A 13,320-nucleotide genomic window follows, 5' to 3' on the forward strand; every position below is an offset into this window, starting at 1 on the left:
AAGGTGGTTATCAGTGGCATCCCCGTACAGCCCCCCGCACGGCCCGCACCGCACCAAGCAGCCGAGCCTCTCCCAGCTCAGAGCGTTCACGGCGGTCGCCGAGCATCTGCACTTCCGCGACGCGGCGGCCTCCATCGGCATGAGCCAGCCCGCCCTCTCGGGCGCGGTTTCGGCACTCGAAGAGGCACTCGGTGTCCAGCTCCTCGAGCGTACGACGCGGAAGGTGCTGCTCTCGCCCGCGGGGGAGCGGCTCGCGGCCCGCGCGCGGACGGTCCTCGACGCGGTGGCCGAGCTGATGGAGGAGGCGGAGGCGGCCCGCGCCCCGTTCACCGGGGTGCTGCGGCTCGGGGTGATCCCGACCGTCGCCCCCTATCTGCTGCCCACCGTCCTGCGCCTGGCCCACCGGCGCTACCCGGACCTCGACCTCCAGGTCCACGAGGAGCAGACCTCCTCGCTCCTGGAGGGGCTCGCGGCCGGACGGCTCGACCTGCTGCTGCTCGCCGTGCCGCTCGGGGTGCCGGGTGTCACCGAACTCCCCCTGTTCGACGAGGACTTCGTCCTGGTCACCCCGGCCGGGCATCCGCTGGCCGGGCGGGAGGACATCCCGCGCGAGGAGCTCAAGGAGCTGCGGCTGCTCCTCCTGGACGAGGGGCACTGCCTGCGCGACCAGGCCCTCGACATCTGCCGCGAGGCCGGGCGCTCGGACGGCGCCGAGGTCACCACCACCGCGGCCGGCCTCGCCACCCTGGTCCAGCTCGTCGCCGGGGGGCTCGGCGTGACCCTGCTGCCGCGCACCGCCGTCACGGTCGAGACCGCCCGCAACTCCGCCCTGTGGACCGGTCTCTTCGCCGAACCGGCCCCCTCGCGCCGGATCGCCCTCGCGATGCGGACGGGCGCGGCCCGGCAGGCCGAGTTCCAGGAGCTGGCGGAGGCGCTGCGGGGGGCGATGAGGGGACTGTCGGTACGGGTGGTGGGCGACGGCTCCTGAGACCCCCCGGTGTCAGGAACCGCCGCCCGCTTCCCCGTGCGCCCGGCCCGTATCCGTACACACGGCCTACGGGTTACTCCGTGCGCAGCCCGTCCGTGCGCATCAGCCGCCACAGGGCCGGCATGCTCAGCAGCGTCACCAGCGCGATCAAAGCGGTGCCGATGCCGAGGACGGGCAGGAACACCCACCAGTCCTGGACCCGTTGCCCGCCCATCCTCAGCAGGACGACCCCGAGGCCGAGCCCGCCGGCCACGGCGAGGGCCAGGCCGAGGGCGATCGGCACCGCCGTCTGCCACAGCACCGACAGGGCCAGGGTGGAGCGCCGGGTGCCGAAGGCGACGAGCGAGGAGAGCAGCCGCTTGCGGTCCCTGAGCTGCTCCAGGGTCGTGACCAGGAGCGAGGCCGCCACCAGGAGCATGGTCAGGGTGGAGCCGACGAGGATGCCGGTGCGGACGCTGGAGAAGGCCGCGTCGCGCTCGGTGTCCTCGACGTCCTTCACCCAGGCGGTCGGGTCGATCGCCGCCGCCGTGTTCCGCACGCGGTCGGCGGCGTCGGGTACGGCGGGGTCGAGCCGGATCATGTTCTGCGCGGAGGACTCGCCGAGCCGAGCGGTGTCGATCGCCGACGGGGTGGCGAGGACGCCGTACTGGTACATGCCCGTCGGGTCGGGGCGGGAGTCCACGACCTTCGCGTCGGCGGGGAGCCTCCACAGCGGCAGCGGCTTCCGTTCGCCCTCCGGCGGGTGCGGGTCGCGCAGGGCGACCGTGGCGCCCGCCCGCGCGACCCGGGTGGTCCGCGCGTCGTCCACGCTGCCCTGCGCGCCGTGGGCGAGGGCGACGAAGACGTCGCCGTCCCGGCAGGAGGGCAGGGTGGCGAACTCCCGGAGGGAGGAGCAGTCGCCGATCCTGAGCGAGGTCATCGGGGCGAAGTCCCCGCCCTTCTCCAGCGGGCCGGGCCGCCACACGTGCGACTCGATGACGGACATCGCCTCGGCGACGCCCTCGGTCCGCGCGAAGCGGGCGCTGATGTCGCGGGCCTCGTCGACGGTCCTGTCGCGGAACCCGGCGGCGATCCGGGTGCGGGACGAGTCCGCGCCGGTCGGCAGCGTGAAGTCCTTCTCCATCGCCTGGAAGAGCATCTGGAGCGCGATGGCGCCGGTGGCCGCGACGACGACGCCGCTGACCGCGCGGGCCGCCGTGCCGCTGCTCAGCTGGAGCCTGCGGACGGCGAGCTGCCAGGCCACGGGACCGCCGCGCAGCCGCTTCACCCCGGCCTCGACCAGCCACGGCAGGAGGGTGGTCAGGCCGATCAGGAAGAGGACGGTGCCGGCCACGACGGGCACGGTGTCGATGCCGGTCCCGGTCACCGGGACCCGGCCCGTGAGCGGGACGAGCAGGGCGGCGCCGGCCGCGAGGAGCAGCAGCCGCCACCCCAGCCGGCGGCGGCGCGGCGCGGCGGACCGGACGACGCCGAGCGGCTCGATCGTCACCCCGCGCAGCGCGACGAGGGTGACCACGACCGAGGCGACCGGGACGGCGGCGAGGGCGAGGGCGGCGAGCGCGGGCATCGGCACGACGTCGGAGGGGAAGGCGTTGACGTCCCAGACGGTGAAGGAGCCGGCGAACCGCCGGGCGACGGCGAAGAGTCCGGCGCCGACCAGGAGGCCGAGGAACGCGCCCGCGAGGGACTCGCCGGCCGCGATCCGCCGGGTCGTGGCGGCGTCCGCGCCGACCAGCCGGAGCGCCGCGAGTCTCCGGTCGCGCTGCTCGCCGCCGAAGCGGACGGCGGTCGCGACGAAGACGAGCACGGGCAGGAGCAGGACGACGCAGGCGACGACCACGAGGAGGACGAGGAAGGCGTTCATCGGCTCCTCGGGCACCGACCAGCCGAAGCGCTCGCCGCGCCCGTCGGGCTCGCCGGTGTCGAGGAAGTCGACGTGGGCGACGTACCGCAGGTCGGCCGGGCCGATGAGCCCGTCCTTGCCGAGGGTGCCGGCCACCTCGTAGGGGAGCCGTTCCCCGAGCAGGGCGCCCTCGGGGGAGTCGAGCAGCTCGCGGAGCGCGGGGGAGACCAGCATCTCGCCGGTCCGGGGGAACGCGGTCGCGCCCGGGGGGACCGGGGGCGCGTCGCCGTCGGGCTGCAGCAGCAGTCCGGAGACGACGTCGTCCCGGTAGGTGGTGGGCCGGTCGAAGTAGCGAAAGGTGTGGGGTCCGGGGGCGGTGACCTCCCGGCTCCCGTCGACGGCGCGGACCGACTCCCGCACCTCCCGCTGGAAGAGCATGTTCGGCAGGGAGGCGGCGAGCAGCAGCAGCGCCACGCCGAAGCCGACGCCGGTCGCGGTCAGCAGGGTGCGCAGGAGGCCGGGACGGCCGCCGGTGACGGCGAACCGGGCGCCGAGCGCCAGGTCGCGGACCCGGGCGGGGAGCCTCATGCCGCCCACTCCGCGTCCCGCACCCGGCCGTCGCGCACGACGATCTCGCGGTCCGCGTAGGCGGCGACCCTGGCCTCGTGGGTGACGAGGACGACGGCGGCGCCGGTGTCCCGGGAGGTCTCGGTGAGCAGGTTCATGACCCGCTCGCCGTTGAGGGAGTCGAGGGCGCCGGTCGGCTCGTCGGCGAAGATCACCCGGGGGGCGGTGACGAGCGCGCGGGCGACGGCGACGCGCTGGCCCTGGCCGCCGGATATCTCGCCGGGGCGCTTGGCCGCGACGGCGTCGACCTCCAGGCGGGCGAGCCACTCGGCGGCCCTGGCCTCGGCGGCCTTCCGCTTCTCGCCGTCGAGGCGGAGCGGGAGGGCCACGTTCTCCACGCAGGTCAGCTCGGGGACGAGCTGACCGAACTGGAAGACGAAGCCGAAGTCGGTGCGGCGCAGGGCGCTGCGCTCGCGGTCGGAGAGCGCGGTGAGCTCGCGCCCGTCGTAGACGACGGTGCCGGCGTCGGGGCGGACGATCCCGGCCAGGCAGTGCAGCAGCGTGGACTTGCCGGAGCCGGAGGGGCCCATGACGGCGACGACCTCGCCGGCCCGCAGCGAGAAGTCGGCGCCCGCGAGCGCCGGGGTCGGCCCGTAGGCCTTGTCGAGGCCGGTCGCCCCGAGGAGCGGTACGGAGGTCACGGGCGGGTCCTCCCGTCCGCGCGGTCCCGGGGGTGCGCGGTCATCGGCGGATCTCCTCGGCGAGCCGGTCGAGCCGGGCGGCGGTCAGTTCCAGCCAGCGCAGGTCCGCCTCCAGGTGGAAGAGGGCGTGGTCGCAGATGAGCTGGTCGGCGAGGTCGCCGTCCCTCTTGCGCCGGGTGAGCTCGCGCATCAGGCGCAGGTGCTCGGCGCGCTGGGCGTCGAGGATCCCGTCGGCCCCGCGCCCGGTCAGCAGGGCGAGGACGACCTTGGTGTAGAGCGTGGACTGGAGGTACGGCTCCGGCTTCTCGGGGGTGGCGAGCCACCGGGCGACGTCGGTGACGCCGGCCTCGGTGACGGCGTACCGCTTCCGCTCGGGGCCGCCGCCCGCCTCGACGCCGTCGACGACCACGAGGCCGTTCCTCAGGAGCCGGGACATGGTCGAGTAGACCTGGCCGTAGTGGAGCGGCCGGTCGTGGCCGAATCTCTCGTCGAAGGCGCGCTTGAGGTCGTAGCCGTGGCGCGGGCCGGACTCCAGGAGTCCGAGGAGGGTGTGACCGATGGACATGCGATCACTGTACACGGCGTGTATACGCACGATGTATAGCGCGCCGACGGCAAGTGGAATGCACCCTTCAGGCAACCGTTCGATGGATTTGCGCGTCGGTTCCTCTGGACGCGGGTGCTCATTCTCACGTCCCAAAAAGACGTGATCGGTCTCCTTTGTCCGTCCTGTCGGTGTTAGCTTGCTGAGCTGATCCGGCGCGCGCGGGTATACGCCGGAGTGCCGGGACACACGACGAGCGGAGCGACGGTACACATGGGCCGACCTGACACGGGCAAGGCGAAGAAGAGCGGCATACGCCGCCTCTTCTCCTGGAAGAAGCTCCTGGGCACCTTCTTCGTGTGCTGCCTGATCGGCATGGGCGCCCTGTACGTCGTCTACCTCCTGGTCCCGGTGCCGACGGCCAACGCCGAAGCGACGATGCAGAGCAACATCTACAAGTACTCCAACGGCAAGATCCTCGCCCGCACCGGCGAGATCAACCGCGAGATCGTCGGCCTCGACAAGATCCCCGAGAAGGTCCAGCAGGCGTTCGTCGCCGCCGAGAACAAGAGCTTCTACCGGGACAACGGCGTCGACATCAAGGGCACCACCCGCGCCGCCTGGTCCACCGTCACCGGCAAGGGCAAACAGGGCGGTTCGACCATCACCCAGCAGTACGTCAAGAACTACTACCTGAGCCAGGACCAGACGGCGACCCGCAAGCTCAAGGAAATGGTCATCGCGCTCAAGGTCGACGAGAACATGAGCAAGAACGAGATCCTCGCCGGCTACATGAACACCAGCTACTACGGGCGCAGCGCCTACGGCGTCCAGGCCGCCGCCCGCTCGTACTACGGCGTCGACGCCTCCCGGCTCACCACCGCCCAGGGCGCCTACCTCGCCTCCCTGCTCCAGGCCCCCAACCAGTACGACTGGACCTCCGCGAACGCCACCGGCCGCAGGCTCGTCGAGGAGCGCTGGAACTACGTCCTCGACAACATGGTCGAGGAGGGCTGGCTCTCGTCGTCCGAGCGCGCCGGCATGAATTTCCCCGTGCCGCAGAAGCCCAGGCCCCTGCCCGGCATGGAGGGCCAGACCGGCTACATCGTCGAGGCCGCCAACCAGGAGCTGATGCGCCGGGGCGTCAGCGAGGAGGACATCAGGGCCGGCGGCTGGACGATCACCCTCGGCATCGACGAGAAGAAGCAGAAGGCCCTCGTCGCCGCCGTGAACGAGGAACTGGAGTCCGAGCTCGACCGCAAGGGCGACGAGAAGCACGCCGTCGTCCAGGCCGGCGCCACCTCCGTCGACCCGAAGACCGGCGCGGTCGTCGCGATGTACGGCGGCGTCGGCGCCACCGAGCACTGGATCTCCAACGCGACCCGCCGCGACTACCAGCCCGCCTCCACCTTCAAGCCGATCGTCCTCGCCTCCGCCGTCGAGAACGACTCGGAGACCCAGGACGGGCGGCGGATCGGCCTCGGCACGGTCTACGACGGCACCAGCAAGCGCAAGGTCGTGGGCAGCGACATCCCCTTCAGTCCGGAGAACGAGAGCGACCGGAGCTACGGCCCCGTCACCGTCCAGAAGGCCACCAACAGCTCGATCAACTCGGTCTACGCCCAGATGATCGTCGACGTCGGCCCGGCCAAGGTGAAGAGGACCGCCCTGGCCCTCGGCATGAAGGACGGCGAGGACTTCCCCGAGGCCCCCGCCATCTCCCTCGGCGTCATGAACGCCTCGACCCTGGACATGGCCGGCGTCTACGCCACGCTCGACAACCACGGCAAGCTGGTCACCCCGACCCTGGTGAAGTCCGCCGAGCACCGGGACCGCACGGTCCGGTCCTCGAACCCGATCGGCGAGCAGGTCATCACCCGCGAGGCCGCCGACACCGCCACCAAGGCCATGACGGGCGTCGTGCGCAGCGGCTCCGGCACCCGCGCCGCCGGGAACTACGCGGCCGCCGGCAAGACCGGCACCTCCGAGAACAACCGCTCCGCCTGGTTCGTCGGCTACACCCCCGAACTCGTCACCGCCGTCGCCCTCTTCGGCGAGGACGCCAAGGGCGAACAGGTCACCCTGACCAACACCATCAACGAGGGCCGCGCCAACGGCGGCGGCAAGCCCGCCCTGATCTGGGGCGAGTACACGGACCGCGCCCTGAACGGCGGCTCCGACGCGCAGTTCGACCTGGAGACCGACAGGACGGACTGGACCGAGCCGGACCCGGAGCCCACCACGACCACCGAGGCGCCCGAGAAGCCGACGGAGGAGCCGACCACGGCCACGCCGAGCGCCACGCCCACGCCGACGACCGAGCCCGCCACCACGCCGCCGACCCGGACGACCGACCCGGCCACCACCTCGCCGACGCCCACCGAGGAGCCGACGACGGAGGAGCCGTCCCCGCCGCCCTCGATCGACCCGCCCGACGGCGGCGGCACCGACCCCGGACCGGGCGAGGACGAGACCGGCAGGCCCGTCCGCCCGACGGCGGAGCGGTAGCCGTACGGAGCAGCACGGAGACGCGCGGAAGGCCGGACCCCTCGCCGGGGTCCGGCCTTCCGTACGTCCGGGGCGGCCCGCTCAGGTACGGGTCGCCAGCTCGAACCAGACCACCTTGCCGCCCGAGAGCCGGGTCGCCCCCCAGCGCCGGGCCAGCCGGTTCACCAGGAAGAGGCCGCGCCCGCCCTCGTCCGTGTCCCGCGCCCGCCGCTGCCGGGGCAGCTGCGGGGAGTCGTCGCCGACCTCGCAGCGCAGCACGTCCGTACGGAGCAGCCGCAGGGTCACCGGCCGCTCCGCGTACCGCACGGCGTTCGTCACGACCTCGCTGATCAGCAGCTCCACCGAGTCCGTGAGGTCCTCCAGGTCCCAGCGGGCCAGCGCCCGCCGGGCGAGCCGCCGGGCACGGCCCGGGGCCGCGTCCTCCGGATCCAGGAACCAGTACGCCACGTCGCTCGGCGCGATCCCGTCGAACCGGGCCGCGAGCAGCGCGATGTCGTCGTCCCGGTCGCCCGGACCCAGCATGTCCAGGACGTCGTCGCAGAGCGCCTCCAGCGGGGGCGAGTGGTCGGGCCCGGTCAGCTGCGCGGTCGCCGCCAGGCGCTCCCGCAACTGCTCGATCCCCGTCCACACGTCCCGCAGCCGCGACTCCACCAGGCCGTCGGTGTAGAGCAGCAGCGTGGCACCGGCCGGGGCGTCCAGCTCGACCGCCTCGAAGTCCACCCCGCCCACCCCGATCGGGGCGCCCGGCGGCACCCGCAGGACCTCCGCGCGCCCGCCCAGGTGGAGCAGTATCGGCGGCGGATGGCCGGCGTTCGCCACCGTGATCCGGTGCGAGACCGGGTCGTACACCGCGTACAGGCAGGTGGCCATCCGGTTCTCGCCGAGCCGCTGCGCCTGCTCGTCCAGGTGGTGCAGGACCTCCTGCGGCGGCAGGTCGAGCCCGGCCAGGGTCTGCGCGGTGGTGCGCAGCTGGCCCATGATCGCCGCCGACGTCATGGAGTGGCCCATGACGTCGCCCACGACCAGGGCGACCCGGCTGCCGGGCAGCGGGATCGCGTCGTACCAGTCGCCGCCCACCCGGGCCGTCTCGGCCGCCGGCAGGTAGCGCGAGGCGAGCCGGACCCCGGTCGGCTGCGGCAGCGAGTCCGGCAGCATCGTCCGCTGGAGCTCGTCCGCGATGTACGCCTCCCGGCCGTACAGGACGGCCTTGTCGATGCCGAGCGCGGTGTGCGTGGCCAGCTGCGCCGCCACCAGCAGGTCGTTCGGCTCGAAACCGGCCCGCTCCGGACGGCGCAGGAACACGGCCGCGCCGATCACCCGGCGCCGGCCGCGCAGCGGAGCCAGTATCGCCCGCAGCCCGCCGGGCAGCGGACGGTCCGTGCCGAGCAGCTCGGTCAGCGCCTCCCGGGCGGCGGCGGAGTCGCCGAAGACCGGCCGCACCCCGCGCAGCACCTCGGCGAGCGCCCCTCCGGACCGCACCTCGCAGAGTTCGGCCGCGGGGGTCGGATCCGGTTCGGGCACGAGGACGAGCTCCTCGGACTCCGGGTCCGTTAACCGCAGCCGGTCCGTCCGGCGCAGCCGCAGCACGAACGGCGCCACCGGCCGCTCGTCGCCCACCGGCAGGGGATCGCGCAGATAGACCAGGATCTCGTCGGAGAAGGTCGGCACGGTCGCCCGGCACAGGCCGAGCACGATCTCGTCCAGGTCGATGCCGCGGGCGATGCGGCGGGTCGCCGCCCCGACAAACCGCAGCCGCTCGCCCTCGCGCCGCACCGAGGTGCCCCCGCCGCCGGACGGCTGCGGGGAGACGGCGACGGCCACGGCGCCCGGGCCACCGGCCCCGAGGGGCGCGGCGGGCGCCGCCGGGGACTCCGTACCGGGAACCGGCGACCCGCCCGGCTGCGCGGGCACGTCGGGCAGGCCGGCCGCCGCCTCCTGGCGGGGGCGCGCGCGTTCCTGCGACCGGGCAGCCGGGGGCCGGCGGCCTTCGTGGGAGGTGGGATGCTCCGTCACGCGTGGGATTCCGTCCGTCCGGGCCGGTGGTGCGATGCACTCGCTCTTCTCGCCGATGCCGCGCCTCCGACGGGGATAAACCCCTCGTACGCAGCGGATGCGGACGCTCCGCGAGTCGCGGCGACGACGGGAGTGGGAACACCCGGGCGGACGTCCGGCACTGCTCTCCCCCTCGTGGGCGACTGGCGGTCAGTTCCAGTGTGCTGTTCGGTCGCTGACGTACTGTTCGGTAGGTCCGACGTGCCGCTCGTTCCGTCTCCGACGTGCGGAGGACGATCCTACGTTTGAACCCCGGGGGTGCATCAAGGGTCTCACGGCCCGGTGTGCGCCGGGGTGCGGTCCCAGTCCGCCGGCAGGTCCGGAACCCGCCACGCCGGATCGGGCCGCCAGTGCTCCCAGCCGTCCGAGAACGGCGCCCCCCACGCCCGGATCCGCTCCACCGCGAGCCGCCCGGCGGCCCGCACCTCCGCCGCCTGCTCCGGGCCCATCAGACCGGACCGCCCGGCCTGCGCGAACTCGTCCTCGTCCCGCCACAGCCAGCTGCGGTCGGGGTAGACGGAGATGTCGAGGAAGTGGTCCTCGGAGTCGACGCCGCCGGACCAGCGGGTCCGCGGCTCCTCCAGGTTCACGTACCAGCTCCGGAAGCGCCAGCCGCGCTCCCAGAACAGCCATACCGACCACGGCTCGCCGGGCCGGGCCAGCTTCAGGACTCCGCTGCCCGCCCAGCGGGCCCGCTCGGTGGTCCGGGGGGCGGTGTAGCGGGTGGCGAGCGGCTCGTCGTGCACGGAGGTGCCGTCGGCGAGCACGGGCCGGACGCACTCGGTGCCGGGCGCCATCCAGACCGCGAGCAGCTCGGGCGTGTCCCGGACGACCGTCACCGGCCGGCAGATGTGCACGGCCCCGGTGCCGTTGCCGCGGTAGCGCCAGAGGACGTGGTCCCCCGGCGCCCAGTGCTGAGAGGCGTCCGATCCTGTCATGCGCAGATCTTAGGGGCGCGCTCCCACGACCGCTGCGGCGCGGGTCACGGACGAGCCGGTGCCCGGGTGATCACGGGTGCGTCATCCGCAGCACGTCCAGCGCCTCGTCCAGCTGTTCCACCGTGAGGTCGCCCCGCTCGACGTAGCCGGACTCCAGGACCACCTCGCGGATGGTCTTCCGCTCCGCGAGGGACCTCTTGGCGACCTTGGCCGCCTCCTCGTAGCCGATGTACTTGTTCAGCGGGGTCACCACGGACGGCGAGGACTCGGCGTACTCGCGGGCGCGTTCGACGTTGGCCGTGATCCCGTCGACCGTGCGGTCCGCGAGCAGCCGGGAGGCGTTGGCCAGAAGCCGTACGGACTCCAGCAGGTTCTTGGCCATCACCGGCAGCATCACGTTGAGCTCGAAGTTCCCCGCCGCGCCCGCCACCGCGACCGTGGTGTCGTTTCCGGTCACCTGCGCGGCGACCATCAGGACCGCCTCGGGGATCACCGGGTTCACCTTGCCCGGCATGATCGAGGAGCCGGGCTGGAGGTCCGGGAGGTTGATCTCGGCCAGGCCCGTGCGCGGCCCGCTGGCCATCCAGCGCAGATCGTTGGAGATCTTGGTGAGGGAGACGGCGATGGTCCTGAGCTGCCCGGACGTCTCCACCAGGCCGTCGCGGGCGCCCTGCGCCTCGAAGTGGTCGCGGGCCTCGGTCAGCGGCAGTCCGGTGGTCCGGGCGACCTCCGCGATGACGGCGGCCGAGAAGCCGGCCGGGGTGTTGATGCCGGTGCCCACCGCTGTGCCGCCGAGGGGGAGTTCCGCGAGCCGGAGGAGCGCGCCGCGCAGCCGCTCGACCCCGTACCTCACCTGGGCCGCGTAGCCGCCGAACTCCTGGCCGAGGGTGACCGGGGTGGCGTCCATCAGATGCGTGCGGCCCGACTTCACGACCTTCGCGAATTCGGCCGATTTTCGCTCCAGGGCGGCGGCCAGGTGCTCCAGGGCGGGGATCAGGTCGTGGGCGACGGCGCCGGTCGCCGCGATGTGGATGGAGGACGGGAAGACGTCGTTGGAGGACTGCGAGGCGTTCACGTGGTCGTTGGGGTGCACCTCCCGGCCCTCCGGGAGCCGCTCGGTGGCGAGGGTGGCGATCACCTCGTTGGCGTTCATGTTGGACGAGGTGCCCGAGCCGGTCTGGAAGACGTCCACGGGGAAGTGCTCGTCCCAGCGCCCCTCCGCGACCTCCTCCGCCGCCGCGGCGATCGCCTCCGCGCGGTCCGCGTCGATCACCCCGAGCCGGGCGTTGACCTGGGCGGCGGCGGCCTTGATCCGGGCCAGGGCCTCGATGTGGGCGCGCTCCAGGCGCTGGCCCGAGACCGGGAAGTTCTCCACCGCCCGCTGGGTCTGGGCCCGCCACTTGGCGTGCGCGGGGACCCGCACCTCGCCCATGGAGTCGTGCTCGATCCGGAAGTCCCCGGCCTTCTCGCTGTCGTTCATCTTCTTCAACCTCCCGTAAAAGGTGAGCAGTTGTCTTGTTCGATGTATTCCCAAGGCGCGTACCGGCCAGTAAAAACCGTGGGTAACCCCACTTCCAGGAGGCGCAATGACGCGCACCAGGTACAGGTTCCGCAGGGCCGCCGCAGCCGTCGCCACGGCCGCCGCGCTCCTCGGAACGATGATCGCGGCCACCGCCCCCGCCGGCGCGGCCGACACGACGGCCACCGCCGCCACCGCTTCCGTACCCCTCCCGCCCGCCCTGGAGGCGATCCGGGCGGCCGAGGCCACCAAGATCTACGGAAGCCCCGAGGAACGCCCGCTCGACCGGCGCAGGACCGGCCTGATCTCGCTCGGCGACAGCGAGATCTCCGGCGAGGGCGTCGGCAGCTACGAGTCCCCGACCAACGGCCCGGACAACTGGTGCCACCGCTCGCCCGAGGCCGCCGTCCACCGCACCGGAATCCCCGCGGACCTCACGTTCAACGTCTCCTGCTCCGGCGCGTACACCGGAAACATCAGGATCGGCGGCACCCCGCAGTACGCCGACGAACTCGTCCAGAGCGACAGCCTCGCCATCAAGGCCCGCAACACCCGCATCAAGATGGTCCTGCTCGTCGCCGGGGCCAACGACGACCTCCAGTTCGGCCCCGTCATGACCGACTGCGTCACCCGCTACCTGCTCAGCCAGGGCACCTGCGAGCCCAAGTACGCCCCCGGCTGGCAGGCCCGCGTCGACGCGCTCGTCCCCAAGGTCGAGCAGACCGTCCGCGACCTCAGGGCCGTCATGCGCGACGCCGGATACGCCGACGGCGACTACAGGCTCGTCCTCATGGGCTACCCGAGCCCGATCGGACCCGACTTCCGCGACAACCCGAACTTCCCCGGCAAGCTGGCCTGCGGCGGCCTGGGCTACGACTCCGACACCGTCTGGGGCCGCGACACCGCCGTCCCCGCCTTCGAGCGCGGCATGCGGAAGGCCGCCGCCTCCACCGGCGCCACCTACCTCGACAACTCCCGCCTCTTCCACGGCCACGAGGTCTGCACGGAGGACCCCTGGGCCCGGGGCCTCTACATCGACCTCTCCAAGCCCGGCCTCCCGGACGAGAACTCGGTCCGGCAGTCCTTCCACCCCAACGCGCGCGGGCACGCGGCCTTCGCCTCCTGCCTCACCCAGCTCCACGCCTCGGGCCTGCGCGAGGCGAGCTGCGCCGACGTGAACTCCACCGGGAGGCCCACCCTCTTCCCGCTCGCCTGGGACGACGCCTACCGCCCGCTGAGGAACCAGGCGACCGGCAACTGCCTGGACGTCGACGCCGCGAGCAGCGCCAACGGCACCAGGGTCCTCGGCTGGGACTGCCACGACGGGCGGAACCAGACCTGGTGGTACGACTCCACCCGGCAGACCGTCCACACCGGCCTCACCCAGGACCGCTGCCTGGACGTGCCCGACCTCCAGTACCGCGCCGGCACGGGCCTGGTCCTCTGGAACTGCCACGGCGGCGCCAACCAGAGGTTCGTCCGCGACGGCGCCACCCTCCGGCCCGCCGCCGCGACCGGCATGTGCCTCACCCAGGGCGCGGCGAAGGAGCAGATCAGGCTCCGGGCCTGCGACGGCTCCGCGAACCAGAAGTTCGCGTAGCTCCCCTTCCGCGGGGAGGGCCGTGGTCCCCGTCCGGTACGGGACGGGGGCCACGGCCGC

Annotated in this window: 9 protein-coding genes; 3 read left to right on the forward strand and 6 right to left on the reverse strand. The window is 73.1% G+C overall.

Annotated elements, in window-relative coordinates:
- Positions 1–13: 13 nt before the first annotated feature.
- Entirely contained in the window at positions 14–988 is a 975-nt protein-coding gene (locus ACFY7E_RS03400; protein WP_389480218.1) for a LysR substrate-binding domain-containing protein, read from the forward strand.
- Between the two features lie 73 nt (positions 989–1,061).
- On the opposite strand, the gene ACFY7E_RS03405 is transcribed toward ACFY7E_RS03400, so the two are convergent.
- From ACFY7E_RS03405 to ACFY7E_RS03415, 3 genes are read right to left on the reverse strand one after another with little or no spacing between them, the layout of a single operon-like run.
- Complete coding sequence (locus ACFY7E_RS03405) at positions 1,062–3,419, reverse strand: FtsX-like permease family protein (RefSeq protein WP_389480221.1); 2,358 nt, start codon at positions 3,417–3,419, stop codon at positions 1,062–1,064.
- A complete protein-coding gene (locus ACFY7E_RS03410; protein WP_389480224.1) occupies positions 3,416–4,099 on the reverse strand; it encodes an ABC transporter ATP-binding protein in 684 nt (227 codons plus the stop codon). The genes ACFY7E_RS03405 and ACFY7E_RS03410 overlap by 4 nt, the downstream gene beginning before the upstream one ends.
- Before the next feature lie 40 nt (positions 4,100–4,139).
- Positions 4,140–4,664, reverse strand: a complete 525-nt coding sequence (locus ACFY7E_RS03415) for a PadR family transcriptional regulator (RefSeq protein WP_389480227.1) — start codon at positions 4,662–4,664, stop codon at positions 4,140–4,142.
- A gap of 252 nt (positions 4,665–4,916) precedes the next feature.
- Between ACFY7E_RS03415 and ACFY7E_RS03420 the strand changes: the two genes are divergently transcribed.
- On the forward strand, positions 4,917–7,151 hold the full coding sequence (locus tag ACFY7E_RS03420) for a transglycosylase domain-containing protein (protein WP_389480230.1): 2,235 nt from the start codon (positions 4,917–4,919) through the stop codon (positions 7,149–7,151).
- Between the two features lie 81 nt (positions 7,152–7,232).
- Here the strand turns inward: ACFY7E_RS03420 and ACFY7E_RS03425 are convergent, their stop codons facing one another.
- The 3 genes from ACFY7E_RS03425 to ACFY7E_RS03435 form a co-directional block, all read right to left on the reverse strand.
- Positions 7,233–9,164, reverse strand: coding sequence for a SpoIIE family protein phosphatase (locus ACFY7E_RS03425; protein ID WP_389480233.1), 1,932 nt, complete (start codon positions 9,162–9,164; stop codon positions 7,233–7,235).
- Positions 9,165–9,475: 311 nt separating this feature from the next.
- A complete protein-coding gene (locus ACFY7E_RS03430) occupies positions 9,476–10,141 on the reverse strand; it encodes a DUF402 domain-containing protein (RefSeq protein WP_389480236.1) in 666 nt (221 codons plus the stop codon).
- Between the two features lie 70 nt (positions 10,142–10,211).
- Positions 10,212–11,621: a class II fumarate hydratase gene (locus tag ACFY7E_RS03435; RefSeq protein WP_389480239.1), complete on the reverse strand. Its 1,410-nt coding sequence runs from the start codon at positions 11,619–11,621 to the stop codon at positions 10,212–10,214.
- A 106-nt stretch (positions 11,622–11,727) separates the two neighbouring features.
- Here ACFY7E_RS03435 and ACFY7E_RS03440 point away from each other — a divergent pair, with 106 nt between their 5' ends.
- Positions 11,728–13,260 carry a ricin-type beta-trefoil lectin domain protein gene (locus ACFY7E_RS03440; RefSeq protein ID WP_389480242.1) on the forward strand — a complete coding sequence of 511 codons (1,533 nt, stop codon included), beginning with the start codon at positions 11,728–11,730 and terminating at the stop codon, positions 13,258–13,260.
- Positions 13,261–13,320: the final 60 nt, after the last annotated feature.

This window comes from Streptomyces sp. NPDC012825 (genome assembly GCF_042900925.1).
Taxonomy (GTDB): Bacteria; Actinomycetota; Actinomycetes; order Streptomycetales; family Streptomycetaceae; genus Streptomyces.

Bases quoted from the DNA above. Each gene is read 5' to 3' on its own strand.
- ACFY7E_RS03440 (WP_389480242.1), top strand. From the start codon at position 11,728: ATGACGCGCACCAGGTACAGGTTCCGCAGGGCCGCCGCAGCCGTCGCC.
- ACFY7E_RS03415 (WP_389480227.1), bottom strand. From the start codon at position 4,664: ATGTCCATCGGTCACACCCTCCTCGGACTCCTGGAGTCCGGCCCGCGC.
- ACFY7E_RS03405 (WP_389480221.1), bottom strand. From the start codon at position 3,419: ATGAGGCTCCCCGCCCGGGTCCGCGACCTGGCGCTCGGCGCCCGGTTC.
- ACFY7E_RS03420 (WP_389480230.1), top strand. From the start codon at position 4,917: ATGGGCCGACCTGACACGGGCAAGGCGAAGAAGAGCGGCATACGCCGC.
- ACFY7E_RS03430 (WP_389480236.1), bottom strand. From the start codon at position 10,141: ATGACAGGATCGGACGCCTCTCAGCACTGGGCGCCGGGGGACCACGTC.
- ACFY7E_RS03435 (WP_389480239.1), bottom strand. From the start codon at position 11,621: ATGAACGACAGCGAGAAGGCCGGGGACTTCCGGATCGAGCACGACTCC.